Annotated in this window: 25 protein-coding genes; 14 read left to right on the top strand and 11 right to left on the bottom strand. The window is 65.0% G+C overall.

Annotation, left to right across the window (positions count from 1 at the left end; translation table 11 throughout):
• Positions 1–26 precede the first annotated feature (26 nt).
• Entirely contained in the window at positions 27–1031 is a 1005-nt protein-coding gene (gene pcaQ, locus X743_RS160735) for a pca operon transcription factor PcaQ (protein WP_023764746.1), read from the top strand.
• Positions 1032–1064: 33 nt separating this feature from the next.
• Here pcaQ and X743_RS160740 read toward each other — a convergent pair whose 3' ends face one another.
• From X743_RS160740 to X743_RS160770, 7 genes are all read right to left on the bottom strand, one after another.
• Positions 1065–2465, bottom strand: coding sequence for an FAD-binding oxidoreductase (locus tag X743_RS160740; RefSeq protein WP_023764745.1), 1401 nt, complete (start codon positions 2463–2465; stop codon positions 1065–1067).
• Positions 2466–2679: 214 nt separating this feature from the next.
• Positions 2680–3939 (bottom strand): ABC transporter substrate-binding protein, encoded by a 1260-nt coding sequence (locus X743_RS160745; protein ID WP_023764744.1) that lies wholly within the window; start codon positions 3937–3939, stop codon positions 2680–2682.
• A gap of 60 nt (positions 3940–3999) precedes the next feature.
• Entirely contained in the window at positions 4000–4431 is a 432-nt protein-coding gene (locus X743_RS160750; RefSeq protein WP_023764743.1) for a DUF4440 domain-containing protein, read from the bottom strand.
• Positions 4428–5483: an aldo/keto reductase gene (locus tag X743_RS160755; protein ID WP_023764742.1), complete on the bottom strand. Its 1056-nt coding sequence runs from the start codon at positions 5481–5483 to the stop codon at positions 4428–4430. The genes X743_RS160750 and X743_RS160755 overlap by 4 nt, the downstream gene beginning before the upstream one ends.
• The gene (locus X743_RS160760; RefSeq protein ID WP_023764741.1) at positions 5480–5833 is read right to left on the bottom strand and encodes a TIGR04076 family protein; all 354 of its coding nucleotides are present in this window, start codon (positions 5831–5833) and stop codon (positions 5480–5482) included. The genes X743_RS160755 and X743_RS160760 overlap by 4 nt, the downstream gene beginning before the upstream one ends.
• A 1-nt stretch (position 5834) precedes the next feature.
• Positions 5835–6317, bottom strand: coding sequence for a DUF3830 family protein (locus tag X743_RS160765; RefSeq protein ID WP_023764740.1), 483 nt, complete (start codon positions 6315–6317; stop codon positions 5835–5837).
• Positions 6314–7045, bottom strand: coding sequence for a GntR family transcriptional regulator (locus tag X743_RS160770; protein ID WP_013896907.1), 732 nt, complete (start codon positions 7043–7045; stop codon positions 6314–6316). The genes X743_RS160765 and X743_RS160770 overlap by 4 nt, the downstream gene beginning before the upstream one ends.
• A 127-nt stretch (positions 7046–7172) precedes the next feature.
• On the opposite strand from X743_RS160770, the gene X743_RS160775 reads away from it, so the two are divergent.
• From X743_RS160775 to X743_RS160795, 5 genes are read left to right on the top strand one after another with little or no spacing between them, the layout of a single operon-like run.
• A complete protein-coding gene (locus tag X743_RS160775) occupies positions 7173–7967 on the top strand; it encodes an ABC transporter ATP-binding protein (RefSeq protein ID WP_023764739.1) in 795 nt (264 codons plus the stop codon).
• Positions 7964–8710, top strand: a complete 747-nt coding sequence (locus X743_RS160780) for an ABC transporter ATP-binding protein (protein ID WP_023764738.1) — start codon at positions 7964–7966, stop codon at positions 8708–8710. Before X743_RS160775 ends, X743_RS160780 begins: the two co-directional genes overlap by 4 nt.
• Positions 8707–9615, top strand: coding sequence for a branched-chain amino acid ABC transporter permease (locus X743_RS160785; protein ID WP_023764737.1), 909 nt, complete (start codon positions 8707–8709; stop codon positions 9613–9615). Before X743_RS160780 ends, X743_RS160785 begins: the two co-directional genes overlap by 4 nt.
• Complete coding sequence (locus X743_RS160790; protein WP_023764736.1) at positions 9612–10595, top strand: branched-chain amino acid ABC transporter permease; 984 nt, start codon at positions 9612–9614, stop codon at positions 10593–10595. Before X743_RS160785 ends, X743_RS160790 begins: the two co-directional genes overlap by 4 nt.
• Positions 10592–11896 carry an FAD-dependent oxidoreductase gene (locus tag X743_RS160795; RefSeq protein WP_023764735.1) on the top strand — a complete coding sequence of 435 codons (1305 nt, stop codon included), beginning with the start codon at positions 10592–10594 and terminating at the stop codon, positions 11894–11896. Before X743_RS160790 ends, X743_RS160795 begins: the two co-directional genes overlap by 4 nt.
• 27 nt (positions 11897–11923) lie before the next feature.
• On the opposite strand, the gene X743_RS160800 is transcribed toward X743_RS160795, so the two are convergent.
• The 4 genes from X743_RS160800 to X743_RS160815 are packed head-to-tail and all read right to left on the bottom strand — an operon-like array spanning position 11924 to position 16258.
• Entirely contained in the window at positions 11924–12580 is a 657-nt protein-coding gene (locus X743_RS160800) for a GntR family transcriptional regulator (RefSeq protein ID WP_023764734.1), read from the bottom strand.
• 10 nt (positions 12581–12590) lie between these two features.
• Complete coding sequence (locus X743_RS160805) at positions 12591–13901, bottom strand: aspartate aminotransferase family protein (protein WP_023764733.1); 1311 nt, start codon at positions 13899–13901, stop codon at positions 12591–12593.
• Positions 13902–14960: a phosphotransferase gene (locus X743_RS160810; protein WP_023764732.1), complete on the bottom strand. Its 1059-nt coding sequence runs from the start codon at positions 14958–14960 to the stop codon at positions 13902–13904.
• The gene (locus X743_RS160815; RefSeq protein WP_023764731.1) at positions 14957–16258 is read right to left on the bottom strand and encodes an ArgE/DapE family deacylase; all 1302 of its coding nucleotides are present in this window, start codon (positions 16256–16258) and stop codon (positions 14957–14959) included. The genes X743_RS160810 and X743_RS160815 overlap by 4 nt, the downstream gene beginning before the upstream one ends.
• A 175-nt stretch (positions 16259–16433) precedes the next feature.
• Here X743_RS160815 and X743_RS160820 point away from each other — a divergent pair, with 175 nt between their 5' ends.
• The 8 genes from X743_RS160820 (at position 16434) to X743_RS160855 (ending at position 25501) form a co-directional block, all read left to right on the top strand.
• Entirely contained in the window at positions 16434–17081 is a 648-nt protein-coding gene (locus X743_RS160820; protein ID WP_023764730.1) for a GNAT family N-acetyltransferase, read from the top strand.
• On the top strand, positions 17078–19792 hold the full coding sequence (locus X743_RS160825; protein WP_023764729.1) for a LuxR C-terminal-related transcriptional regulator: 2715 nt from the start codon (positions 17078–17080) through the stop codon (positions 19790–19792). The genes X743_RS160820 and X743_RS160825 overlap by 4 nt, the downstream gene beginning before the upstream one ends.
• A gap of 85 nt (positions 19793–19877) precedes the next feature.
• Positions 19878–20999, top strand: a complete 1122-nt coding sequence (locus tag X743_RS160830) for a class II histone deacetylase (RefSeq protein WP_023764728.1) — start codon at positions 19878–19880, stop codon at positions 20997–20999.
• Positions 20962–21861, top strand: coding sequence for an urea ABC transporter permease subunit UrtB (gene urtB, locus X743_RS160835; RefSeq protein ID WP_245264181.1), 900 nt, complete (start codon positions 20962–20964; stop codon positions 21859–21861). The genes X743_RS160830 and urtB overlap by 38 nt, the downstream gene beginning before the upstream one ends.
• Positions 21858–22844, top strand: a complete 987-nt coding sequence (locus X743_RS160840; RefSeq protein WP_023764726.1) for a branched-chain amino acid ABC transporter permease — start codon at positions 21858–21860, stop codon at positions 22842–22844. Before urtB ends, X743_RS160840 begins: the two co-directional genes overlap by 4 nt.
• The gene (locus X743_RS160845; protein WP_023764725.1) at positions 22841–23545 is read left to right on the top strand and encodes an ATP-binding cassette domain-containing protein; all 705 of its coding nucleotides are present in this window, start codon (positions 22841–22843) and stop codon (positions 23543–23545) included. Before X743_RS160840 ends, X743_RS160845 begins: the two co-directional genes overlap by 4 nt.
• 2 nt (positions 23546–23547) lie before the next feature.
• Positions 23548–24249, top strand: coding sequence for an ABC transporter ATP-binding protein (locus X743_RS160850; RefSeq protein WP_023764724.1), 702 nt, complete (start codon positions 23548–23550; stop codon positions 24247–24249).
• A gap of 82 nt (positions 24250–24331) precedes the next feature.
• Positions 24332–25501, top strand: coding sequence for a substrate-binding protein (locus X743_RS160855; protein WP_023764723.1), 1170 nt, complete (start codon positions 24332–24334; stop codon positions 25499–25501).
• Positions 25502–25541 lie beyond the last annotated feature (40 nt).

Here is a 25541-nt window from a genome sequence, read left to right as displayed (position 1 = left end):
TTCATTAACTCAGGGGTTATCAAACCATGTCCGAAAGCCGCATCCGGTTTCGTCATCTGCAGGCGTTCCTGGAGGTCGCACGACAGGGAAGCGTGGCTCGTGCCGCCGACTTCCTGCATGTCAGCGCGCCGGCGGTGACCAAAACCCTGCGCGAATTGGAGGAGGCGCTCGGTGTCGCCGTCGTCGAGCGTGACGGGCGCGGCATCCGGGTCACGAGGCTTGGCGAGATCTTCCTCGGCCATGCCGGCTCGGCGATCACCGCGTTGAAGCGCGGTGTCGATTCCGTTCGCCAGGACGGCGCCATCAATCGCCACCCGGTCCGCATCGGCGCGCTGCCGACAGTGTCGGCGAAGGTCATGCCGCAAGCGATGAGCCTGTTCCTGAGGGAAGAAACCGGCGCCGCGATCAAGATCGTCACCGGCGAGAACGCCGTGCTGCTGGAGCAACTGCGCACCGGCGCGCTCGACCTCGTCGTCGGACGGCTGGCCGCACCCGAGAACATGACCGGCTTCTTCTTCGAGCACCTCTACTCCGAGCCGGTGCTGTTCGTGGTGCGGGCCGGACATCCGCTGCTCGAGCCAAGCGCGGACATCTTCGCCCGCCTCGACGAATTCCCGGTGCTGATGCCGACCCGGGAATCCGTCATCCGTCCCTTTGTCGACCGCCTGTTCATCACCAGCGGCATGACCGCTCCGGCCACGGAGATCGAAACGGTTTCGGACTCCTTCGGGCGCTCCTTCATGCGCCAGAGCAATGCGGTGTGGATCATTTCGGCCGGCGTGGTCGCCAATGAGATCGACAGCGGCGCATTCGTCGCCTTGCCGGTAAACACCGAGGAGACCAGGGGGCCCGTCGGGCTGACGATGCGCACAGATACTGCCCCCTCGCCCGCCTTCATCATCCTGCTGCAGACCATTCGCGAAGCGGCAAGGNGCAAGGCAACTGAGGCGCTGGACCGTTCAGGCAAGCCCGCCAGCCAGCTGGGGTTCTGTCTCGGCATCGCCCGATGGAAAGGGCCAGTTATCGGCTGACCGGGCGGACGCCAGTCGAGGCCGGCGTCGCGCTCAGGGCAAGCCTGTCGGGTCGAGATCGAAGATACGTCCTCGGTTGAGGATGTTCATCGGGTCGAGCGCTGCCTTCAGCCGCCGCATCGTGGCGATTTCGGCGTCGCTGCGCACCAGATGCAGCCACTGTTTCTTGTCGAGGCCAATGCCGTGCTCGGCCGAAACGCCGCCGCCTGCCGCCGCCACGCCGCGATAGACAATGCCGTACGCGGCCGCCGGATCCGCGGTAATGACCTGATAATGCAGATTGCCGTCGCCGAGATGGCCGAAGACATAGACCTCGGCGCCGGGGTCGACGGCATGGATGGCGGTGTCCGCTTCCTGTAGGAACGCGCTCATGCGCGCCAGCGGAATGCTGATATCGATGCCGATCAGGCCCTTCATCGAGAACAGGACGCGGTTGGCGTCCTCCCGCACGTCCCACAGCGCCCGGAATTCGCGCGGCGACTGCGACACCACCACATCGTCGATAACGCCATCCTCGACCGCCTGCATCAGCACCGCGGCGAAGCGCTCGCCGTCGCGCTCGGGCTCGCTGCCCTGAATCTCGGCCAGCACATAGACCGGAGAGCCCGCCGGCAGCGGCGCCGGCAGCGCCATGCTGGCGACCATGACGTCATAGAGCGGCGCGAAATTCACCTCATAGGCGGATAGCAGCGGACCGAGCTTCTGCCGCAGCAGCCCGAGCAAGGCGATCGCCGCGTCGAGCGAAGGGAGCGCGCAGAAGGCATTGACCTCTGACGCAGGTTTCGGGTGCAACCTGAGCGCGGCGCGGGTGACGACGCCGAGCGTCCCTTCCGAGCCGATGAAGAGCTGGCCGAGGTCGTAGCCGGAATTGTCCTTGGGCAGGCCTTTCAGCGAGGTGAGCACGCTGCCGTCGGCAAGCACGGCCTCCAGCCCCAGCACCTGCGCCCGGTACATGCCATAACGCAGCACGCGGATGCCGCCGGCATTGGTGGCGATGTTGCCGCCGACCGTGGCCGAACCGCGTGCGCCGATATCGACGCCGAACATCAGCCCCGCGCCGTCTGCCGCCTCTTGCACCGCCTGCAGCGTCGCGCCCGCTTCGGCAACGATGCTGGCGGCCTGCCGGTCCGGATCGGCAAGGCTGATCATGCGCTCCAGCGACAGCACGACCTCGCCCGGCTGCACGCGTGTGCCGCCGGCCAATCCGGTGCGTCCACCCTGGATCACAACCGGCTGGGAGAGCTCATTGCACACGGCAAGAGCTGCCGCGACAGCTTCGGTGCCGCGCGGACGCAGCACCAGCTCGGGCAGCGCGCCGAGCTTGCCGTCGGGATCGTCGCGATAACGCTGGTCGACATCGGAGCCGGCGAGGATGCCGCCCGCGCCCAGCCGAGCGCCAAGCGCGGATAGAAGTCGTTCCGTTTCGGGCGCCATCGGGCCTAGCTGCCTGCGTGGCGAAGCGCGTCGTCTTCATCCCTCGACCGGATGGCCCGATGAGTATTCTTGTCCAGCACGCTCGCCATCCTTCAATTGCAGCCCGCCGATCCTATTCGTGATGGCGTGCCGTGCAAGTGGTATCGGGCCTGCCCCAGGCGATGCTGGCATCGATCACGACAAGACGCGATCGATGCCGGAGCACTGTGTCAGCTTACTGAAGCTTGGCCTGCAGGGCGTTGACGTCGTCAGTGGTCATCTCGCCATCGGTGGTCACCTTGCCGTCGACGATTTTCCACAGCCGGAAAGGGCCGGTGATGTCGCCATATTTGTCGAAGGCGACCGGACCGATGACGCCTTCGTAGCGGATCGGCTTGCCGTCCTTGATCAGGCCGAGCGCCTTGGCGAACTCGTCCTTGCCGGCGAAGATCGGCGTGCCGGCAGGGTCGACCGCCTTGTACATGGCGTCCTTGATCTTGGCCGGATCCTCGGAACCGGCAATGGCGATGGCCAACCCGACGATGGCACCGGCGTCATAGGAACGGTCGGCGGCAGGATTGGACGGCTCGATGCCGGAGAACTCCTTGTAGTTCTTCATGAAGTAGTCGGTCGAAGCGGTCGGGCTGGTGCCCGACGAGGTGCCGTAGGCCTCCTTCAGATAATCGGCGCCGACGGATTCTATGAAGTCCGGGCTGTTCATGCCGTCATTGAGCAGGAATTTCTGCACGCCGCCCTGCGAAATCCAGGTACGGGCAACCGTGGCGCCATCGACCGGTGTGCTGACAAGATAGAGGCCGTCAGGCTCGCCGGCCATCGCAGCCGTGACTTCCGAGGCATAGCTCGACTGCTTCTCGTTGTAGGGCGTGTCGGAGACAATGGTGCCGCCGAGCGCTTTGTAGGCGCGGGAGAATTCGGCCACCATGTTGACACCGAAATCGTTGTTGACGTGGATGATCGACAGCTTCTTGAAGCCCTTGTCGATGGCGTATTTGGCTGCGGCGACACCTTGCAGCGCATCCGAGGTGATGGTGCGGAAAAAGATGCCGTTGGTCTTGCCGTCGCGGCCAAGCGCCGTCAGCGTCGGTGAGGACGAAGCAGGCGAGACCTGGACGATCTTGGCCGGTGCGGTGACCGAGGTCAGGATCGGGATCGACACCGAAGAGATGATACCACCGATGATGACCGGCACCTTCTTGACCTGAACCAGCTGTGTGGCGGCATCGACCGCGATATTGCCCTGGCTCTGGCTGTCGCGCGTGTCGGTCGCCAGATCGCAGCCGCGCACGCCGCCGGCAGCGTTGATGTCGCGGAAGGCCATCTCGACCGACTTGGCCCCGGCCTGGCCGTATTCGCCGGCCGGGCCGGTCAGCTCCATGACGAGGCCGACGGTGATCTTGCAGTCCGCGGCCTGTGCCGCGCCCGCCATTGTTACGAGGGCAAGTGCCGTGGTGAGTTGGAGTATCGTGTTTCTCATTGTTGTTCCCCTTGAGTTACTTGTTAAGTTACTTGGCTGTCTTTGATCTCTGGAGCCTGTTCAGCTTTCCGGCACCTGCAGCCAGGTTTCATGCAGATGTCGCCATTCGACGCCGTTGGGCGCCGATGAACTGGTGGTGAAGACGGCACTCGACTGGCGGCGGCTGTGCTTGCCCGCGCGCAACTGCGCCTCGACATAGAAGACAACGATCGTGACGGCGTCCTGCCAGCCGGGCCGGATGTCCTCGATCGAGATAGCAAAGCCGTCGTCGCAAATGGCGCGGCTAGAGCGGACGTGATCAACCACGGCGGCGCGATCGAGGACATGGCCATCCGGCGTGACCATGCTGAGGCCGTCGCCCATGACGCGTTCGAAGCGGGCGAAGTCCACCGTGTCGGCGCGGGCGGCGACGAACCAGTCGACGAAGAAGCGATGCAAATCGATCACCTCGGCGCTGGCCCTGGAAAACAGCGTCTGGTTGATTGCGCTCATGCCCGGCCTGCATTCAGATTGTAGTGCATGATCGAGCCGTGGCGGCCGTGGCGGTCGCGCTCCAGCGTGTAGACATCGCCCTCGACGCCAGGGCTTTGCGCGATGATGGCAGCAATCCGCGCCCGATCCTCGGCGTCAAGCGCGACATCCATGATTTTGGCATTGGCCAGCGCATGCGCCTGGTTGCGGGCTCCGACGATCACGGCCGCCACTTGCGGCTGCTGCAGCACCCAGGCGCTCGCGACGGTGGCGATGTCGACGCCGTGACGATCACCAACGGCTTTCAGCGCCGCAAGCAGCTGCTGGAACAGGTCCCAGCCGCCAAAGTCGTCGATGATCAGCTTGTATTTGACCAGGGATCGGTTTTCGAGCGGCGTGGCTGGCTCGGCGGCACCAAGCCATTTGTCGCTGAGGAAGCCGCCGGCCACCGAACCATAGCAGAGAAAGCTGACGCCGTTCTTCGCGGCGAGGCCAGCGAGGCTGTTCGCAGGCCGCTGGTCGAGAACCGAATATTGCAGTTGCTGGCTGACCAGCGGGATGCCGGCGGCGAGGATTTCGGCCAGCCGCGGCGTATCGAAATTGGTGGTGCCGAGATTGCGCACCTTGCCTTCGCGCCGGAGCTCGTCGAGCCAGCCCATCGCCTCGACATAGCGAGGCTGGCCATAGTCCCACCAGTGGAACTGAACGAGATCGAGCCGTTCGGTCTTCAGCCGCCGCAGCGACTGGTCGACGATGCCCCTGATGTAGTCGCGGCTGATGCCGGCCAGCCGCTCGAGGTCGGGCACCAGCTTGGTGTGCACCTTCATTCTCGCCGCAACGTCCAGTCCGCGCTCGCCGGCCAGCCGCAGGCGCGCTGCGCCGATCAGCTCCTCGACACCGGTGTAGATGTCGGCGCAATCATAGGTCCAGATGCCGGCGTCGAAGGTGGCGATCAGGTCAGCTATTGCTTGGCTGCGGTCGATGGCGCCGTGCCCGCCGGCCAACTGCCAGCCGCCGCGGATGACGCGCGAAATGGTGTAGCCGGGCCCGAGTTCAAAGGTCTTGGCGGTCATGTCGGGTCATTCTCCTTCGGCAGCGGCACGGCCGTGGTTGCGGCATGACTGAACCGCCGCCTGGCCAGCCTGACGATCCGCAGCCGGCTGGCGCAATTGGGATCGGGACAGGCGATCTCGGCATCCGATGTCATCCAGTCGTTGGCATGGGTCGGGCGCTGCTTTGCCGCCAGCAGAGGCAGCACGGCGGCGAGTGAATAGATCGAAAAACCCTGCCCCGCGGGCATCGACAACATCTCGCCCTTGAGCTCGAAATAGTCGCCGGCCTTGGCGCCGCAATAGATCGGCTTGCCCTCGGGGACGACCGCTTCGACGCGCAGATCGAAGAGCTCGAAACTGTCATCTGCCATGTCACGCCTCCACCAGACTGAAAGTGACGTCGCAGGCGCCATTGCGCCGGATGACGCCACAGGCGGCGGCGAAGTGGTCCCGCTCCTCGACTCGCACCTGCGCCACCACACTGCCGGCGAGCCAGCCGATCGGGAACAGCAGGCGCGCGCCCGGCCCGTAGTAGAGACCGATGTCGAAGATCGCATTGGGATTGCCGCCCCACATGCGCGGCGGCACGTAGGACAGCACGATGTCGCCCGGTTGTGGCGTCAGCGTCGCGTTCTCGGGCGGCAAGGGTCTGGCATAGGACTGGCCATCGAGATCGGCTGACGGAACCGGACAAGAAATCTCAGGTCCCGTCCACATCGCATGGATGCCGGGAACGATGCGTGGCTTGGCGAGATACGCCAGGAGAAAGGCAGCGTTTTCCGGCGCCTTTCCAGGCAGCAGCAGCGCCGTCACGGAAAGCTTCGAGCGTGGCTCGGTGATCCTGATGGAAGTCATGTCTGGTCTTTCCCGGCGGTTTGCAATTTGCTGCGCAGGAAGGTGAAGGGCCTGCTGATGTCGGCGACCAGCGATTCGCGCGCCGCCTGTGCATCCTGCGTGGCCAGGGCCGTGACGATGCGGCGGTGATACTGGGCGGTGTCGACCTCGCCGGCTTCCGAGAAGGCATAGATGGCGACACGGATGCATGGCCCCGACTGCAGCCACAGGCTCTCGATCATCGGGATCAGCACCGCCGAGCCGCAGCAGCGATAGATCTCGAAATGGAAGCTCTGGTTGAGCGTCACCTCGCGATCGACATCCTTCTTGTGTTTCAGTGCCCGCATCTCGTCCCATTCGGCCAGAATGGTCTCGATGGCGGCGATCTGGCGCGGACCCATGCGGGCGGCCGCGAGCGCGATCGCCTCGCCCTCGATCAGGATGCGGGCGCGCAACAGATCATCGATACGCTCCAGCGTGATCGGCGGCACGCGCACCGAACGGTTGGGCAATGCCTCCAGCGCCTTTTCCGTGATCAGCCTCCCGAGTGCCTCGCGCACCGGCATGGTCGAGGTGACCAGCGCATCGGCCAAGCCACGTATGGTCAGCACCTGGCTCGGCTCGAACAGGCCGCCGATCAGGGCGCGACGCAGTTCCGAATAGACGCGATCCTGCACGGTTTCGCGGCCGACCGGCGCAAGCTGCGCAGCGATCGCCTCGTTGTTCTTTTCGATGGCAGCCTTTTGCATGGAATTCCGATCTCGGCCGGTTTTCGGCTTGCGGACGAAATTAAAGCCGAATAGCGTGATCAACGCAAGTGTGATCACAAATCAAAAATCAGGAGACGGCGACGATCGTCTTCGGCCAGAGGGTTCGATGAGCGAGGCAGCGGAACGGCAAGAGCACCGTGCACCGGTTCTGATGGCAAGGAATGTCGTCAGGCGGTTCGGCGGCCTCGTCGCCGTCAACGATGTCTCGTTCGATGTCAAAGCGGGCGAAATCCTCGGCCTGATCGGCCCGAACGGCGCCGGCAAGACGACGATGTTCGATCTGCTCGCCGGCAGCCTATTGCCGACCAGCGGCGACATCCTTCTCAACGGCGCCCGCGTCTCGGGCGAAGCGGCTCATCTGCGCATCGGACGAGGCCTTGGCCGAACCTTCCAGATCCCGCGTCCACTTCCCAATCTGACGCTGATCGAAAACATCATGCTGGCAGCCCAGGGCCAGGTCGGCGAGAAGCTGCTCGCCAATTTCGTCACGCCATGGCGGGTGGCGGCGCAGGAAAGAGCGGCCAGGACCAAGGCGCTCGAACTTCTGGAACTCGTTACCCTCACCCACCTCGCACGGGAGCCGGCGCGCGTGCTTTCCGGCGGTCAGCGCAAGTTGCTCGAACTTGCCCGGGTCATGATGGCCGACCCGGCGATCATCCTGCTCGACGAGCCGGCGGCCGGCGTCAACGCAACATTGCTCGAAGTCATCATCGACCGCATCCGCGACATCAACAAGCGCGGCATCACCTTCCTCTTGATCGAACACAACATCGACATGGTGACGCGGCTCTGCCACCGCGTCCTGGTCATGGCGAGCGGCCAGTTGCTCAGCGAAGGCACGGCGGAAGAAGTCGCCCGCGACCCGCGCGTCATCGAGGCCTATCTCGGAGGCACCGTATGAACGAGGCGGTTCTCGATGTCCGTAGTCTCGAAGCCGGTTATGAACCAGGCGTGCCGATCGTGCGCGGCGCCTCGATCACCGTCAGCAAGGGCGAGATCGTCGTCGTGCTCGGCCCCAACGGCGCCGGCAAGTCGAGCTTTATCAAGGCGATCGCCGGCCTCGTCCCGATCACCGGCGGCACGGTGTTCCTGGACGGCAAGGACATCACCGCGGCACCCGCCCACACAATGGTGCGGCTTGGCCTGGCCTTCGTGCCGCAAACCGAAAACATCTTTCCGCTAATGTCGGTCGAGGACAATCTCAAGGTTGCCTGCGGCATCCTCGAACGGCGCGAAATCCCCGCCCGTATCGAGGAAATGTATGCAGCCTTTCCCGACCTCGTCCGCCAGCGCAGGACCGCCGCCGGCAACCTCTCGGGCGGGCAGCGGCAGATGCTCGCCGTCGCGCGGGCGCTGATCGTCCACCCCAAGGTGCTGGTGCTGGACGAGCCGTCGGCCGGCCTGTCGCCGAAATTCGTCTCGATGGTGTTCGAGATGCTGGCCGGCATCCGCAAATCCGGCGTCACCATCCTGCTGGTCGAGCAGAACGCCAAGGCAGCGCTTGCCATCGGCGACCGCGCCTATGTGCTGGTCGAAGGCAAGGACCGGCACGAGGGTGTCGCCTCCGAGCTGGGGAACGATCCGGTGGTGGCCGAACTCTATCTCGGCCAACGTCCGCTCAAATCCGGAGAGGGTGCGGCATGAGCCTGCAATTTGTCGTCGACGGATTGCTGACCGGTTCGATGATCGGCCTGGGCGCCATCGGCGTGACGCTGACCTATTCGATCCTGCGCTTCTCGAACTTCGCCCATGGCGAATTCATGGCCTGGGGCACCTATGCGACGCTGGCCGTGGTCAGCGCCATCGGCGCGATGTTCGGCAAGGTGGCGCCGATCGCGCCGCTGTCCTTTGGCTGGCCGCTGATCGTCGCGCTGATTGTCGGCATGGCATTCACCGCGCTGCTGGCGCTGCTGCTCGACAAGGTGCTGTTCGCGCGGCTGCGTTCGCAAGGCCAGGCGATCATCGTGGTGATGGCAAGCTTCGGCGCCTCGATGGCGCTTAGAAGCTTGCTCGAATTCACCTTCACTTCGCGGCCGACCTATTTCAGCCGGGCGATCCAGATCGCCATGCCGGTCGGCTTCGGCATTCGCATCACGCCCGACCAGATCGCGCTGCTGTTGCTGACCGCCGTGCTCGTGCTCGGCGTGCATCTGTTGATGACCCGCACGCAAACCGGCCGCGCCATGCAGGCGCTGAGCCAGAACGCAGCACTGGCCCGCATCGTCGGCATCGACGTTGCCAGCGTGGTGCGCGTCACCTGGATCATCGGCGGGGCACTCGCCTGCGTCGCCGGCGTGATGATCGGCATTCTCGTGCAGATCCGCCCCTTCATGGGCTTCGACATGCTGCTGCCGATGTTTGCAGCCGCAATTCTCGGCGGCATCGGCAGCATCCCGGGCGCGGTGCTCGGCGGGCTGATCATCGGGCTCGCCGAAGCCGGCGCGGTGCAGCTGGTCGGCGCGGAATGGCGCGCCGCGGTCTCCTTCGTCATCCTGATGGCGGTGCTGTTCGTCCGGCCGATCGGCCTTTTCGGTGTGAGGGAACGCTGATGGACCTCGTCGGCTACGGCGCCTTCTTCCTGACCACCGCGCTGATCTTTTCGCTGGTCACGCTGGGGCTCAACCTGCAGTGGGGGCTGACCGGCCTGTTCAATGTCGGTCTCGCCGGCTTCGTCGCCATCGGCGCCTATACATCGGCACTGCTGACCACACCGGACGATGCCGCGCGGCTAGGTGGTTTCGGCCTGCCGATCCTGGTTGGCTGGGCGGGTGCCATGGTCGTCGGCGGCATTGCCGCGGCGCTGACCGGCATGGCCACATTGCGCCTTCGATCGGACTATCTCGCCATCACCACATTCGGCGTCGCCGTGGTCGTGCAGCTCGTCGCGCTCAATGCACAGAAGCTGACCGGCGGCCCGTTCGGCATCGGCTTCATTCCGCGCCCTTTCGGCAGCCTTGCCGAAACACCGCTGCTGTTCAACCTGTCCAACCTTGCCGTGGTCGCGGCAGTGACACTGATCGCCTATCTCGCCCTGGAGCACCTGTCGCGCAGCCCGTGGGGACGCGTGCTGAAGGCGCTGCGCGAGGACGAGCGGGCAGCGATTTCGCTCGGCAAGAGCGCGCGCTTCTACCGTGTCCAGGCCTTTGCGGTCGGCGGCGCCATCATGGCTCTGGCCGGGGCGATGCAGGCGCATTTCACCGGCTTCATCGCGCCGGACAATTATCTGCCGATCCTGACCTTCCAGGTCTGGGTGATGCTGATCGTCGGCGGCTCCGGCAGCAATCTCGGCGCGGTGATCGGCAGCATCCTGGTGTGGGGGATTTGGGCTGGATCCGGCACGCTCACCAGCGTGCTGTTCCCGCCAGAGCAGCAGGCGCGCGCGGCCTCGCTGCAGATCGCCGCCATCGGCGTCATGCTCTGCGTGATCTTGCTGATCCGGCCGAACGGATTGCTTGGCGACAGGCCACGGCGGCCGCGCTTCGGCAAGCGAGCGAAAGCGGCCGCGGCCAAGAGCAGTTCAGGGTCATGAACGCGATGGCCCGGCAGGAGGCGCAAGGCGTTTCGCTCTGGCAGGCCGTCAGCCGAAACCATCGCCAGCGGCCGGCGCTGCAAGGCGAGCTCGTTGTCGACCTCGCCATTGTCGGCGGCGGTTTTTCGGGTCTTTCAACCGCGCTGCACGCCGCCGGGAAAGGGCTCTCGGTCGCCATTCTCGAAGCCGAATTCATCGCCTGGGGCGCAACCGGCAGGAATGCCGGCTTCGTCGTGCCGAACTTCGCCAAGATGGATCCGGAAAACATCCTTGCCCATCTCGGCCCCGAGCGAGGCAAGAGACTGATCAATTTTGCCGCCGGCAGCGCCGATCTGGTGTTCGGCCTGATCAGGCAACATGGAATCGACTGCGACGCCGTGCAGAGCGGCTGGATCCAGCCGGCGCATTCACCCGCGGCGCTGGAAAAGGTCAAGTCCCGCGCCGAACAATGGGCGCGGCGCGGCAGGCCCGCGGTTACCTTGGACCGTCAGGATGTCGAGGCGCTGACGGGCGCGCGCGGCTACCTCGGTGGCTGGATGGATCGTTCGGGTGGCGTGCTCAACCCTGTCGCCTATGCGCGCGGCCTGGCCGATGCGGCGCAGAAGTCCGGAGCGAGGATTTTCGAACGAACACCGGTCACCACGATCGATCGCGTGGCTGATGGCTGGACGCTGAAGACGCCGTCGGGATCGGTGCGCGCCGGCAAGGTGCTGATCGCCACCAATGCCTATGGCGCGTCGCTCAATCCGCTGCTGCAGCGAACCTACTTTCCGCTGAAGGTTTTTCAGATCGCGACTGGACCCCTGCCGCGCGAAATCCGCACATTTCTGCTGCCGGGAGGACAGGGCGTCGGCGACACCAGGCGCAATCTCTTCACCTTTCGCTTCGACGCCGACAACCGGCTGATCAGCGGCGGCATGCACATCTTGAGCGCCGGCGCCGACACGCGCGTGCCGCAGACAATCTGGCGGCGGCTCGCCAAGCATCTCGACCTGCCGGACCTGCCGCCGCTTGCCTATAGCTGGTCGGGAATGGCCGCGGTCGAACCGGATTTCCTGCCGCATCTCCTGGACCTTGGACCGGGCCTGATCGCCGGCCGCGCCTGCAACGGGCGCGGCATTGCCATGACGACGGCGATGGGCAAGGTGCTGGCCGACTGGGCCGCCGGCGCCGATGCGCGTGACCTACCGCTGCCGTTCGCGCTGCCGGCGCCGATCCCGTTCCACGCCGTGCTGCGGCACGCGCCCAACATGCTTCTCGGCTGGAGCATGCTGCGCGACCGGATGGACGAGAGGGGATAGGTCGTCGACCGTGCCTGGACGCGCGGATCAGTCGGCCGTGCGCAGATTTTCGGAGAGAACCGCGGCCGCCGCCGCTATGTCCTGCTCAAGCGCGGCCCGAACGGCAGGGCCATTGCGCTGCTCCAACGCGCCAACAATACTGCGATGTGCGTTGTTCGATTGCGGAATGTAACGGTCGGCCTGCATCAGCAGCTTCAGATAGGGCCCGACCCGACCCCAGAGGTCCCGGATCATGTTCAACAGGATCGGCGCGCCGGCATGCTGGTAGATGGCGAAATGAAAGGCCTCGTTCAATGAGAGATACGCCCTGGCATCTCCCGCATCGATGGCGCGCTGCATGCCGGCGAGCATGGCCTGTACGTCGATCAGGCCGCATTCGCTCATCCGCGACGCGGCCATCTCACCCGCCAGCCCTTCGACGGCGATGCGGATGCGCGTCAGTTCCTCGAAAGCGGGTGCCGACAGCAAGGGCACGATGACCGAGCGGTTGTTCTGCATTTCGAGCAGGCGCTCGGCGACGAGCCTTTGCAGCGCCTCGCGGATCGGCGTCGTCGATATGCCGAAGGTCTCGGCAAGTTTGCGGATGACCAGTGTCTGGCCCGGGCTGAAACCGCCTGAAATCAACTCCTGCTTGAGAGCGCCATAGGCGCGATCGTTCAGGGTTTGATGTTCGAGCTTCAGCATGCGCGGCCGCTCACCATTGCGACAAGGCGCGATCGAGCGTCTCGGCAAGTTGCTCGGCATTGTCCCTGGCAAACGGCAAAGGCGGCCTGATCTTCAGCACATTGCCGCGCGGGCCGCAGGAGGAGATCAGCACGCCGTCCTCGCGCATGGCTTCGACGACCGCCGCTGTCTTGGTGGCGGCCAGCGCCTCGTTCCCCTCCGCCGTCAGCTCGACGCCGAAATAAAGGCCGTTGTGCCTGACGTCGGCAACCATGCCGTGCCGGCTCTGCAGCGCGCGCAGCAGCTCCCCGGTGTAGGCGCCGACATTGCGCGCGTTCTCGATCAGCCCCTCGCCTTCGATCACGTCGAGCACGGCGATGCCGACGGCGGCCGCCACCGGATTGCCGCCGAACGTGTTGAAGTAGCCGGTGTTCGAGCCGAAGGATGCGACTAGCTGCGGCCGCACGATCACCGCGCCCATCGGATGCCCGTCGCCGATCGGCTTGCCCATGGTGACGATATCGGGCTCGATGCCGTAATTGGCGAAGCCCCACATGCCCTGGCCGAGCCGGCCGAAGCCCGACTGGACCTCATCGGCAATGACAATGCCGCCGGCCCTCCTGACGTGGTCCGCCGCCTCGCGCATGACGGCCGCATCGGGGAAGAAGATGCCGTCGCTGGAGAAGGCCGAGTCGAGAAGCAATGCCGCCGGACGGATGTCTTGCGCACGCATGTCCTCGATGGCGGCGGCGACATTTTTGGCGAAATCGCGCGCGGCGCGGCCATGGTCGCGAAACGTGTCCGGCGCTGCCACAGTCCGATGCTGCGCGGGCACGCCCTTTGCCCCGACCGCCGCCGGCGATAGCTGCGCGGTGGCAATCGTGGCGCCGTGATAGGCGAAGTCGGTGATGATGACGCCGGTGCCACCGCTGGAATGCTGGGCAATACGGATGGCGAGATCGTTGGCCTCGCTGCCGGTGCAAGTGAACATGGCGTGACCGAGATGGGCCGGAAGCATGCCGAGCAGTTTTTCAGCGTAGTCGAGGATGATCTCGCTGAGATAGCGCGTGTGGGTGTTGAGCGTGGCGGCCTGCCCCGATAGCGCCTCGACGACACGTGGATGGCAGTGTCCGATCGAAGCGACATTGTTGTAGGCATCGAGGAATTTGCGGCCCTGCGCATCATAGAGCCAGACGCCGCTGCCGCGCACGAGATGGATCGGGTTGCGGTAGAAGGCGCGGTAGGTCGGGCCAAGCAATCTGGCGCGACGTTCGAGCAACGCGCGCTCTTGCGCCGAGGCGCCGGCAGAGGCATTGGCGGGCGAGGACTGGGACACGGGCATCTACTCCGGATTGGAATGGTCGAGGAAATAGCGGCGGGCATCCGCGGACGACAGCCCGTCCAGCCGTTCGAGCGACGCCCAGACCTCGGTGATGAGGCGCAGCACATAGTTGCGCTTGGCCGGGAATCGTTCCGCCTGCCAGCTGGCGATGTTGGCAATCAGCGCAAGGCGGGCACGGATCAGATCGAAAAGAATGCCGATCTCTTCAGTTTCCAGCGGCTGCACTGATTGATAACCGGCGACGAAGCGCGCGGCGGGTGTCAGCGGGTGACCTTCCGCCGGCCAGCGGTAGACGGCGCCGATGGCGAGATCGCAGATCAGCGGCGAATGGATCATGTCGCCGAAATCGAGAATGCCGCTGACGACCTCCGGCCGCGAAGCGTCCATCACCACATTGTGGGAATTCATGTCGTTGTGGACGATCTGCGCACGCAGGCTTGGAATGACCGGCGCCGCATGCTCCTCGAAGGCGTCGATGACGCGTTCGACCATGGCCCGGTGGCCAGCATCGGGGATATGCGCCAGCATCGGCCGCGTCTTGGGGACCTTGCGGATATCCCAGAGCAAGTCGCTGCCGGCCGCCGGATGGAAGAAACCGCGCAGTGCGCGGCCAAGCCGCGCCAGAAAGATGCCGAGGTTGCGATCCTGCGCCGCTGAGGTCGGTGAGCGCGAAAGCAGTTGACCGGGCAGATAGGTGACCAGCCGGACGATGCGCGGTGCCGATCCACCGACGCTGACCGTGAACTGCGCTTCGCCCTCGAGGTTTTTACGCACCGAGGGAACGGGCAAGGTCGGGTCGACCGCAACGATATGGTCGAGCGCCTTGTTCTGGAAATCGGTGAAGCCGGACTCTTCCGCCGGATGGGAAACCTTGAGGACGAACTCGCCCTCGCCGTCGGTCTGGATGTGGAAATTGTGATCGCGTTCGCCGGGCAACGGACGCGCGCTGCCGGCGATGCCGTAGTGCCGGCGCAAGATGGCAAGCGCGTCCTCGGTGGAAACATCCGGCGCATCCTCGGCAAGCGTTTCGCCGAATGCATCGGGTACAGCCGCGTTCATGATCTCACCTTCGGATCGATCGGCTCAAGGCCGCACCAGTCGGCGATGAACAAGGCAATCGTCTGGGTAACTTTGCGCACCGAGTCCAGATCGACGGCCTCGTCATAGCCATGCGGCATGCGGCAGATCGGACCATAGACGATCGCCGGCGTGTCGGCATAGAGGCCGAAGAAGCGTGCATCCGTGGTCGCCGAGGTGACGTGCTCGGTCAGCGGCTCGCCCCACACGGCGCTATGGCTGCGGCGCAGCACGGCTTCCATCTCGTCGGCGCCTTCCAGCACATAGCCTTCGGCCATGAAGCCGTTGTAGGTCATCCTGGGCGGGCGGTTGGCGAGGAACGGATCGGCACGGGCCGCGTCGGCGATGCAGGCCTCGAGCTCGGCCCTGGCTTCTTTAAGCTTCTGGCCGGGATAGGTGGCGACCCGCATCTCGAAGACGCAGCGCGCCGGGACGCTCGATGTCCACTCGCCGCCTTCGATCTTGCCGAGATTGAAGCGGATCGGATGTGGATGACCGCGGAAATGCGGATCATCGACCTTGCGCGCGTTCCAGACGATTTCGAGCTGCTTCAGCGCCTGAATGATAAGGAATGCCTTTTCGATGGCATTGGCGCCAGCGGAAAAGGCCCCCGACGCATGCTGCGGATCGCCGTCGACCTCGACCCTGAACCAGATCGGTCCGACCTGCGCCCGCATCAGCCTGGGCTCCAGCGGTTCGGGTATGAAAGCGGCGTCGGCGCGGTAGCCGCGCTGCAGGCAGGCGAGCGCGCCATTGCCGGTACATTCCTCCTCGACCACCGACTGCAGGAATAATTTCGCGGCCGGCTGGTAGCCGAGGCTGCGCAAGGCGGCCAGCGCGTAGAGACAGGCCGACAGGCCAGCCTTCATGTCGCCGGCGCCACGACCATGCATCCAGCCATCCTCGATCGCCGGATCGTAGGGATCGCGCACCCAGCGGTCGAGCGGTCCTGTCGGCACCACGTCGATATGTCCGTTGAGGATCAGCGAGCGGCCGGTCGCGTTTCGCGGCGTGTGGGTGGCGACGACATTGAAGGCGTCGTCATACGAAACCGCAACCGGTGAAAAACCCGGCAGGTCGCGAATAGCATCGACATCGACGCGCCACATGTCGACCTCGTAGCCATCGGTCTCATAGGCGGCCGCCATGAACGATTGGGCGGCATGTTCCTCGCCGCGCTGCGAAGGAAAGCGCACGAGATGCTGCAGAAACGCGACCTGCCGCGCGAAGCCAGCGTCGACCGCGCCCAGAATGGCCTCGTCCGCAATCCGCTCAGGCATCATATTCCGCTTTCATCTGAATGGTGTATCATATCTCATATACCGTCTCTCGCAAATGCAAGAGACTGGTGGGGCAACCTGTGACCCACATTCCGAAACACTTGGCAGGCGAGCGCGGAATTGGCATCAGCTTAGCGAATGCCGGCAAAGCCGCGCGGCGAAAGATCGAGGACAGATGCTGGTCACCGACGGCACGTTGCCGGATGAAGTCACCGACCTCTCGGCCGGTTACCGGCGCGTGCCGGCCGGCAGGATCATCAATGCGGTGACGTGGATGGAGGCGCGCGCGCCGGTGCCGAGCCTTGCCCAACCGCTGGCTATGACCCGGGTCACCGAGCCCGACTGCGCCTCCTACCGCGCGATCTTCCTGGAAATCGGGGCTCCCTGGCTCTGGGATCGCGCCGCCGAAATGTCGGATCCCGAAATCGCCGCGCAATTCGCCGACCCACGCCACCATCTCTATTACGGCCATGATGAAGACGGCGGCCATGTCGGCATGGTCGAATTCCGCGTGGGCGACGATGACGAGATCGAGATCACCTATTTCGGCCTGTTCCCATCCTTGACCGGCCAAGGCTTCGGCAAGCGACTGATGGCCGGCGCACTCGATCAGGCATGGCGCCTCGCCCCCGGCCGCGTCTGGCTGCACACCAGCAGTTTCGATCACCACAGCGTCATCGGTTTCTACCGCGCTTGCGGGTTCGAGCCCTATGCGGCCGGTTTCGAAATCACCGACGATCCCCGGATCAAGGGAACCCTGCCGCGCGAAGCGGCCCCGCAAATCCCGTTGATCGAAACGGAATGGGTGCCCGGCGCCAGATGAGACAGCCTCCGCAACCCGCCAGCCAGGCATCGCCGCATCATCGCCGGTGGGTGCGGCGCGAGAGCATCCTGTCAAGGCTGGAGCGGCATGTCGGCATGCGCATCGTGCTGTTCGCCGCGCCCGCCGGCTTCGGCAAGTCGACAACGATGGCGCAATGGGCCGCGGAACTCGCGCGCCACGGCCGGTTGACCGCATGGCTGTCCTGCGAGGCGACGGACAATGACGAAGGCGCCTTCCTGTCGCATCTGGTGGGGGCGCTGCGCCACCTCGTCCAGAACCCGGCCGAGCTCGACCTCGCCTTCCAGTCGAGCCCGATCCCGCAGCTCGAGGTGGTGCTCTCTGCACTTGTCGCGGGTTTTGCGGCGCGGGACGCGGAGATCACGCTGTTTTTCGACGACTACCACGTCATCGAAACGGAGGCGGTGAAGCGTTTCATGGAGCGCCTGACGCGGCAGGCGCCCGCCAACGTCGCCTTCGTCATCGGTTCGCGCAACCTGCCCGACCTGCAGCTCGGCAAACTCAGGGTGCTTGGCGACGTTTTCGAAATCGGTCCGGACGATTTGCGCTTCGCCTCGTCCGAAGCCGAAGCCTTTTTCAACGACAAGCTGGGCCTGAGCGTCAGCAGCGGTACCGTCGAGGCCTTGTGCTCGCGGACCGAAGGTTGGGCCGCCGGCCTGCAACTCGCCTCGCTGTCGCTCAGTGCCGCGCATGCGCCCGAAACCGTCATCGGCAATTTCACCGGCGCCAACCGTAACGTCGCCGACTTCCTGATGGGCGAAGTCTTCCTCGGGCTGCCGCCGGCCCTGGCGAAGTTTCTGCTCCACAGTTCGATCTTCGAGCGCTTCAGCGCCGAGGCCTGCCGGGCAGTCTTGCGCGTGGCGGACGCCGAGGCCGACATCGCCGAGATCGAGACCCGCAATCTCTTTCTCGTGCCGCTCGACGAGGAACGGCGCTGGTTCCGCTACCATCACCTGTTCCGCGACTTTCTCAGTCGTGAAATGGAACGGCGCGCGCCTGAGATGATCGCCCCGCTGCACCTGGCCGCCGCCGAATGGTTCGGCGAACGCAAGATGCTGACCGAGGCGATCGGGCATGCGCTTGCCGCCGGCGACCAGGCCCGCGCGGCGGTGTTCATCGAGAACAATGCGCTCGAGCTCATCGCCCAGTGCCAGCTGCTTTATGTGCGCCAGTTGCTGGCGCTGCTGCCGAGAAAACTGGTCGACCAGCGCATCCGGCTGCAACTCGTCGCGTTGTGGCTGGCGGTGCACTCAAGCCAGCCCGAGATTGCCCTTCAGACGCTCGCCAATGCGCGCAAGCTGATCGAGACCGGGCCGACGGACGGCAAGGATCCGGGCACGCTGACCGGCACCACGATCGAGGCCGAAATCGCCGTCCTGGATGCCGCCGTGCACAGCACGCTGGAACGGTTCGAGGATGCACGCGACACAGCGTTGGCCGCCCTGCGCGTCATCGCGCCCGATGCCTGGTTCATGGAAGGCGCGACGGCCAATGTCATCGGCTACAATCTCTACGCACTGGGCGATCTCGAGGGCGCGAGGGCGGCGGCGGACGCCGCGCGCAAGGCGCATGAGCGAAGCGGCAGTCTGCTCGGCGTCACCATCGCCAATTGCTACATGGCGGTGATCGAGCGCTCGGCCGGCCGCCTGCCCGCCGCCGAACGGCTGCTGCGCAACACGATCATCGAGGCCAGGACTCGGATCGGCGCCAACTCCTATGCCGAGGCCCTTGCCGGAACGCTGCTTGCCGAACTCGCCTATGAGACCAACGCGTCCGGCGAGGCACTGACGCTGGTCGAGAATCTCGGACCGCTGATCGAGGGCGCCGCGGTCATCGTCTATCCCCTCGCCAGCGTGCCGACCTATGCCCGCGTGCTGCAGTTGACCGGTCGCGCAGACGCAGCGCTCGACATGCTGGAGCGCGTCTACCAGCGTGTGCGCGGCTCCGTCTATCGCCGCCTCGCTTCGGTATTGGTGCATGATCGTATCCGGCTGCTGCTCGACCAGAACCGCGTCGTCGAAGCCCGCGCGCTGCTGAGTGAGCATCGCCGCGAAAGCGCCGAAACCGCGCCGACTGTCGCCAACGAATTTGAGTTCTTCGCCGAGGGCCGGCTGCTTACCGCGGAGAAATCCCACGCAGCGGCGGCGGCGATTTTCGACGCGTTGCTGGAGCGAACGAAAAACAGCGGACGCATGCGCCGACACATCCTGGCGCTGATCCTGCGCGCCAAGACCGCCGTTCATGACCAGCGCGAGGCCGACCGTCACCTCCTCGAAGCGCTGCGCCTTGCACAGCCCTCCGGCTTCATCCGCTCCTTCGTCGACGAGGGCAGGCCTGTTGTGGAAGGGTTGATGCGGCTGCGCGCCGCGCAGGCAAAGACCGACCCTGCCCTGTCGGCCTATGCAACGCGCATCATCGACGCGGCACAGACGATGCCTGTGGCGACACGCAAGCCGGCAGCACCGACGGCCGAAAAAGAACAGCTCACCCAGCGCGAGGCCGAACTGCTGCGCTGCCTCTCGGAAGGAATGTCCAACCGCGATATCGCGGGTGCGCTATCGGTGAGCGAGACGACGGTGAAATGGCATTTGAAGAACATTTTCGGCAAGCTCTCGGTGTCGAACCGCGTGCAGGCGGTGCGCGCCGCGCAGGCGGCCGCGGACCTCCGTCCCCCTCCGAAAGGAGGGGCATGAACATCTGGTGCAGCCCCCTCTTTGGGGTCGGGCCACGGGATCGTGAGCCTGCTAGCGTCGTCCTGCTCCTAGAGGACGATTGCCTATGGCGACAGGTTATGTTTTTCACGAACAGCTGATGTGGCATGACACCGGCTCCAGCGCCGACATGATGCCACCCGGCCGCTTCGTGGAGCCCGGCCGGCACCTGGAATCGCCTGGATCGAAGCGCCGGCTGAACAACCTTATCCAGGTCAGCGGCTTGGCACGCCATCTGGTGCCGATCCTCGCCGAGCCGGTGACAGTCGAGGATCTGCTGCGCGTGCACACGCAGCGCCATGTCGACGACATCAGGATGCTCAGCGAGCGCGGTTCCGGTTTCGCCGGCCCGCAGGCGCCGATCGGCCTCAACAGTTTCGACATCGCGCTCCTGTCCGCCGGCACCACCTATGCGGCGATGCGCGCGGTGCTGACCGGCCGCGTCGACAATGCCTATGCGCTGGCGCGGCCGCCGGGGCACCATGCCGAGCCCGACCAAGCGATGGGCAACTGCCTGTTTTCCAACATCGGCGTGTCGGTGCGCCGGCTGCAGCATGAGGGCTTGCTTGGTCGCGCGGCGATAGTGGACTGGGACGTTCATCACGGCAACGGCACCGAGACGGTGTTCTATTCCGATCCGTCGGTGCTCACCATTTCCCTGCACCAGGACAATCTTTACCCGACCGGGCGCGGCGCGCTGGCCGACAATGGAAAGGGCGCCGGCGAAGGCTATAACATCAACATCCCCCTGCCCGCCGGCAGCGGCACGGGAGCTTATGAGGCGAGCTTCGATCGCGTCGTGGCGCCGGCGCTACGCGCCTTCAAGCCTGACCTCATGATCGTCGCTTCCGGTTTCGATGCGTCGGGATTCGATCCGCTCGGCCGCATGATGCTCAACAGCGAATGCTTCCGGCGCCTTGCCGCGCGCATGGTCGCCCTGGCCGCCGAGACATCGGACGGACGCCTGATGATGACCCATGAAGGCGGCTACTCCGAGGGCTATGTGCCGTTCTGTGGTCACGCCGTCATCGAGACGCTGGCCAATCACCGGACCGAAGTGGTCGACCCGCTGTCGGACCATATCGACGAATGGGCCGGGCAGGAATTGCAGCCGCACCAGGCTGCGGTGATCGACGCCGCCGAGAGCCTGCTTGCCGGCCTGCGTCAACGCCTCGCAAGTGCTGCCTGACGCGATGGATTTCCTGATCACCACCCTCCTCAACGCGCTGACGCTGATCAGCATCCTGATGCTGGTCGGGCTCGGACTGGCGATCAGCTTCGGCCTGATGAACGTGACCAATCTGGCGCATGGCGAGTTCGTCACCGTCGGAGCCTTCGCGGTCTATTTCGTTCAGAGCGTCGGCGGTTCCTTCTGGCTGGGGCTCGCCGCCGCGCCCGTTGCCGGCGCGGTGGTCGGCTGCATCCTGGAATTCGCCATCATCCGCCATCTCTATTCGCGACCGGTGTCGACCGTGCTTGCCACGTGGGGCGTCAGCCTGATCCTGCAACAAGGCCTGGAACTGACCTTCGGTCTCGGCGCCAAGCCGGTGACACCACCGATCGAGGGCACGCTCGACCTTTTCTTCACCGTCTATCCGGCCTACCGGCTGGTCCTCATTGCCATCGCCATGCTGACCCTGCTCGGCGTCGTGCTGCTGATCAGCCGGACATCGTTCGGGCTCGACATCCGCACCGTCATCCAGAACCGGGAGATGGCCGAGGGCGTCGGCATCAACACGCGGCGCACCTACGCCATCGCCTTTACCTTCGGCGCGGCCATCGCCGGGCTCGCCGGCGGATTGGTCGCACCGCTGGCGATCGTGCTGCCGCAGATGGGGGTGAACTATCTCGCCAACGCCTTCTTCGTCGTCATCGTCGGTGGCGTCGGCTCGATCGGCGGCCTCGTCGCCGGCAGCGTCTTCGTCGGCGGGCTGACCAGCATCCTCAACTACCAGATCTCGCCATCCCTGGCGCAAGCGATCGTGCTGCTGGCGGCCATCGTCGCCGTGCGGCTGCGGCCCAACGGCCTGTTCAACGGAGCTTCGCGATGATCGCGCGCGATCGCAACTGGCTGCCGATCTTCGCCGTCTGTGTGGTGCTCACGGTTATCTATCCGCTCTTCGCCGACGGCTATCAGCTGACGGTGATCCGCGACGCGCTGATTTTTGGTCTGTTCGCGGCGAGCCTCGACTTCTTCTGGGGCCGCACCGGCATCTTGTGCTTTGGCCACGCCGCCTTCTTCGGCATTGGCGGCTACATCATGGCGCTGATCACGCTCAACGACGCCATCGCCTTCGGCAGCCTGCTCGGCATCATGGGCGCGGTGGCAGGGGCAGCCTTCGTCGCCGCCATCATCGGTTACTTCCTGTTCTTCGGCGGCATCCGCGGCAGCTACTTCACCATCGTCACGCTGGCGATGGGTGTCATCTGCCAGCAAGCCGCCGTCTCCTGGAGTTCCGTCACCGGCGGCGACAGCGGCCTGATCGGCATCCCGCCGATCGAATTCGATGTTGGCGGGATGCATCTCGATCTCAGCCAGGACCTGCCCTCCTATGTCTTCGTCTCGGCCATCGTCGCGGTGGTGGTGCTGACGCTGTGGTCGATCGGCCGTGGCCGCTGGGGCACGGTACTGACCGCCATCCAGGACAATGAAGTCCGGGCAGCAGCGCTCGGCCACAACGCACCGCTGCGGCTGCTCGTCACCTTCGTCCTGTCCGCCGCAATCGCCGGGCTTGCCGGTGCGCTCTATGTCTGCATGGCCGGGCTGGTGGCGCCCGATCTCTCCGGACTGCTGCTGTCGACCGAAGTCATCGTCTGGGTGGCGGTCGGCGGGCGCGGCACTCTGCTCGGTCCGGTGCTCGGCGCCATCTTTATCCAGCGTGCGCAGCAGACGATCTCCAGCTTCAACCCGAGTCTATGGCCGCTGCTGCTCGGCTGCGTCTTCGTCATCATCGTCTTCGTCCTGCCGGACGGCATCCTGTCTGTTTACGCGCGGCTGAAAAGCCTGTTCGAGGGCCGGAGGCGCGTGCAATGAGCGATGTCCTGCTCCAGGCCGAAAATGTCGGCATCCGCTTTGGCGGCCTGCAGGCACTCGAAGGGTTGAACCTGACGGTGCGCGACAAGGAGCTCTGCTGCATCATCGGGCCGAACGGCGCCGGGAAGAGCACCTTCCTCAATGTGCTGACCGGCACGCTTCGACCGACCAGCGGGAGCGTGCGATTCCTCGGTCACGACATTGCCGGTCTGCCGCTGCACCGCATCGCCAGGCTCGGCATCGCCCGCAAGTTTCAGATCCCGTCGGTCTTTCCCAGCCTGTCGGTCGAAGACAATCTGAAGGTGGCACGGTGGGGGGTACCCTCGCCGGTTCGCCCGGTCAGTGAGTTGCTGGAACTGGTGGCGCTCGGCGATAGCGCCGCGAGGCTGGCGGGCGAACTGGCGCATGGCCAGAAGCAATGGCTGGAGATCGGCATGGCCCTGGCGATCGAGCCAAGATTGCTGCTGCTCGACGAGCCGACCGCGGGCATGACACCGCAGGAAACCTTGGCAACCGCCGAGATGCTGCTGCGGCTGAAGGGCGAATTCTCGATCGTCGCCGTCGAACACGACATTCGCTTCGTGCGGGCGCTGAACTGCGAGACGCTGGTGCTGCATCAGGGGCGTCGGCTGCGCAGCGGTCCTTTCCACGACATCGAGACCGACGAAATGGTCCGCGACGTCTATCTGGGGAGGCGCTGATCGTGCTGCGGACACTTGCCGTCTCGGCCGGCTATGGCCTGCTTCCGGTGCTGAACGGCATCGATATCAGCGTCTCGCCTGGCGAAGTTGTCGGCCTGCTCGGCCGTAACGGCGCCGGCAAGACGACGCTGTTGCGCGTCATCGCCGGCGGCCTGAAGGCGAGCGGCGGCGCCGTGGTGCTCGGCGACCAGGATCTCACCAACGCGCCAGCCTTTCACAGGGCGCGGGCAGGCATCGCTCATGTGCCGCAGGGGCGCGGCATCTTCAACCAGCTGACCGTAAGGCAAAACCTGGAGGTCGGCACGCGTGCCGCCAGGGATCGTGGCGACGGCAGCATTCCGGCCGACATCTTCGGCTATTTTCCGATCCTGCGCGAACGCGAGGCGCAAATCGCCGGCACGCTCTCGGGCGGTCAGCAGCAGATGCTGGCGATCGGCCGGGCGCTATGCGGCCTGCCCTCGGTGCTGCTGCTCGACGAACCTTCGGAAGGCATCCAGCCGAACATCGTACAAGCCATCGCCGAACTGGTGCCGCGCATCGCGCGCGAACGCTGCATCGCGATCGTGCTGGTCGAGCAGAATCTCGATCTCGTTCTGAAGGCGGCGGGCCGCTGCCTGGTGATGGAAAAGGGCAGGATCGTGCACGAGGGCACGCCGCAAGCGTTCGCCGACGAGACCCTGCTGAAGGATTTGTTGGCCCTGTAAAGGCGCGCCTGATGCGCGCCCAAGATTTGTTGGCTTTGTAAGGCGTGCATGGGGCGCGCCTGGACTGGAAGGGAACATAACAATGATAAGCAGAAGAACGATCCTGAAATCCGGCGGGGCTGCCGCCGCGTTGGCCATGGTCGGCGCGCCGTCGATCCTGCGCGCCGCCGACACCGTCAAGGTCGGCCTGTCGATCCCGATCACCGGACTGCAGGCGATCCTCGGCGAGACTCTGCTCAATTGCTACAAGCTCGCCGCGGCCGAGCTCAACGCTGCCAACGGCATTGGCGGCCGCCAGGTCGAGCTGTTCATCGAGGACAACCAGACCACGACCAAGGGCGCCATCGACAAGGCGCGCAAACTCATCAACGAAGACAAGGTCGACGTGGTCATGGGCACGATCATTTCGCCGGAGCGAAGTGCTACGCTTTCGGTGACCTCGAAGGCCAAGAAGCTGTTCTTCTATCCGACCAATTTCGAAGGCGGCGAATGCAACCGCTACTTCGTCGCCACCGGCCCGATCCCGATGCAGCAGGTCGACCCGATGATGCCGTGGGTGGCCGAGAACCTCGGCAAGACGATCTATGTCATGGCCTCCGACTATGCCTGGCCGCAGAAGATGACCGAGGCGATCACGGCGGCCTATGAGAAGGCCGGCGGCAAGATCATCGGCGCCGACTATTATCCGTTCGGCACAACGGATTTCGGCCCTGCATTCCAGAAGATCAAGTCGCTGAAACCCGATGTCGTGTGGTCGATGGTGGTCGGTAATGACGCGGTCACCCAGCTCAAGCAGTATCGCTCTTTCGACATCAAGCAGCCGCTGATCGCGCCACTCGACGAGGTCTTCAACAAGGACGCGCTGCCGCCCGGCGTGGCGGCCGGCACCTATGCGCCGCAGCCCTACTGGATGGCGCTCGACAATCCGGTCAACAAGAAGTTCATCGCGAGCTTCCGCGAAAAGTTCGGCCAGGAGAAGATGGTCAACGGCATCGGCGAAGCCGGCTACAACGGCCTGCATCTCTACGCACTGGCCGCCGAGAAGGCCGGGTCGCTGAAGGACGACGATGTGCTCAAGGCGCTGCCGACGATCGAGTTCGACGCGCCGCAAGGCAAGATCCGCGTCGATGCCAGCAACAACCACACGCTGTGCCATTCTTATGTCGGCAAGGCCGCCGCAGACGGAATCAGCTACGAAATCGTCAAGGATTTCGGGACGATCGCTCCGGTCACGCCTTACTGCAAGCTGTAGGAGGTTCGGCAACGGCTCCAAGCAATTCTGACGGCGGCGT

The sequence above is a fragment of the Mesorhizobium sp. LNHC232B00 genome, from assembly GCF_000502435.1.
GTDB lineage: Bacteria > Pseudomonadota > Alphaproteobacteria > Rhizobiales > Rhizobiaceae > Mesorhizobium > Mesorhizobium opportunistum.
Note: the sequence above shows the minus strand (reverse complement) of the source record. Positions and strands in the feature narration are given on the sequence as shown.

What these genes read in the sequence shown, in the direction of transcription:
- X743_RS160825 (WP_023764729.1), top strand. Translation starts at nt 17,078, where the DNA reads ATGAGACAGCCTCCGCAACCCGCCAGCCAGGCATCGCCGCATCATCGC.
- X743_RS160840 (WP_023764726.1), top strand. Translation starts at nt 21,858, where the DNA reads ATGATCGCGCGCGATCGCAACTGGCTGCCGATCTTCGCCGTCTGTGTG.
- X743_RS160765 (WP_023764740.1), bottom strand. Translation starts at nt 6,317, where the DNA reads ATGACTTCCATCAGGATCACCGAGCCACGCTCGAAGCTTTCCGTGACG.
- X743_RS160820 (WP_023764730.1), top strand. Translation starts at nt 16,434, where the DNA reads ATGCTGGTCACCGACGGCACGTTGCCGGATGAAGTCACCGACCTCTCG.
- X743_RS160760 (WP_023764741.1), bottom strand. Translation starts at nt 5,833, where the DNA reads ATGGCAGATGACAGTTTCGAGCTCTTCGATCTGCGCGTCGAAGCGGTC.
- X743_RS160785 (WP_023764737.1), top strand. Translation starts at nt 8,707, where the DNA reads ATGAGCCTGCAATTTGTCGTCGACGGATTGCTGACCGGTTCGATGATC.
- X743_RS160755 (WP_023764742.1), bottom strand. Translation starts at nt 5,483, where the DNA reads ATGACCGCCAAGACCTTTGAACTCGGGCCCGGCTACACCATTTCGCGC.
- X743_RS160780 (WP_023764738.1), top strand. Translation starts at nt 7,964, where the DNA reads ATGAACGAGGCGGTTCTCGATGTCCGTAGTCTCGAAGCCGGTTATGAA.
- X743_RS160770 (WP_013896907.1), bottom strand. Translation starts at nt 7,045, where the DNA reads ATGCAAAAGGCTGCCATCGAAAAGAACAACGAGGCGATCGCTGCGCAG.
- X743_RS160855 (WP_023764723.1), top strand. Translation starts at nt 24,332, where the DNA reads ATGATAAGCAGAAGAACGATCCTGAAATCCGGCGGGGCTGCCGCCGCG.
- X743_RS160775 (WP_023764739.1), top strand. Translation starts at nt 7,173, where the DNA reads ATGAGCGAGGCAGCGGAACGGCAAGAGCACCGTGCACCGGTTCTGATG.
- X743_RS160750 (WP_023764743.1), bottom strand. Translation starts at nt 4,431, where the DNA reads ATGAGCGCAATCAACCAGACGCTGTTTTCCAGGGCCAGCGCCGAGGTG.
- X743_RS160740 (WP_023764745.1), bottom strand. Translation starts at nt 2,465, where the DNA reads ATGGCGCCCGAAACGGAACGACTTCTATCCGCGCTTGGCGCTCGGCTG.
- X743_RS160745 (WP_023764744.1), bottom strand. Translation starts at nt 3,939, where the DNA reads ATGAGAAACACGATACTCCAACTCACCACGGCACTTGCCCTCGTAACA.
- X743_RS160800 (WP_023764734.1), bottom strand. Translation starts at nt 12,580, where the DNA reads ATGCTGAAGCTCGAACATCAAACCCTGAACGATCGCGCCTATGGCGCT.
- X743_RS160810 (WP_023764732.1), bottom strand. Translation starts at nt 14,960, where the DNA reads ATGAACGCGGCTGTACCCGATGCATTCGGCGAAACGCTTGCCGAGGAT.
- X743_RS160830 (WP_023764728.1), top strand. Translation starts at nt 19,878, where the DNA reads ATGGCGACAGGTTATGTTTTTCACGAACAGCTGATGTGGCATGACACC.
- X743_RS160845 (WP_023764725.1), top strand. Translation starts at nt 22,841, where the DNA reads ATGAGCGATGTCCTGCTCCAGGCCGAAAATGTCGGCATCCGCTTTGGC.
- X743_RS160815 (WP_023764731.1), bottom strand. Translation starts at nt 16,258, where the DNA reads ATGCCTGAGCGGATTGCGGACGAGGCCATTCTGGGCGCGGTCGACGCT.
- X743_RS160795 (WP_023764735.1), top strand. Translation starts at nt 10,592, where the DNA reads ATGAACGCGATGGCCCGGCAGGAGGCGCAAGGCGTTTCGCTCTGGCAG.
- X743_RS160805 (WP_023764733.1), bottom strand. Translation starts at nt 13,901, where the DNA reads ATGCCCGTGTCCCAGTCCTCGCCCGCCAATGCCTCTGCCGGCGCCTCG.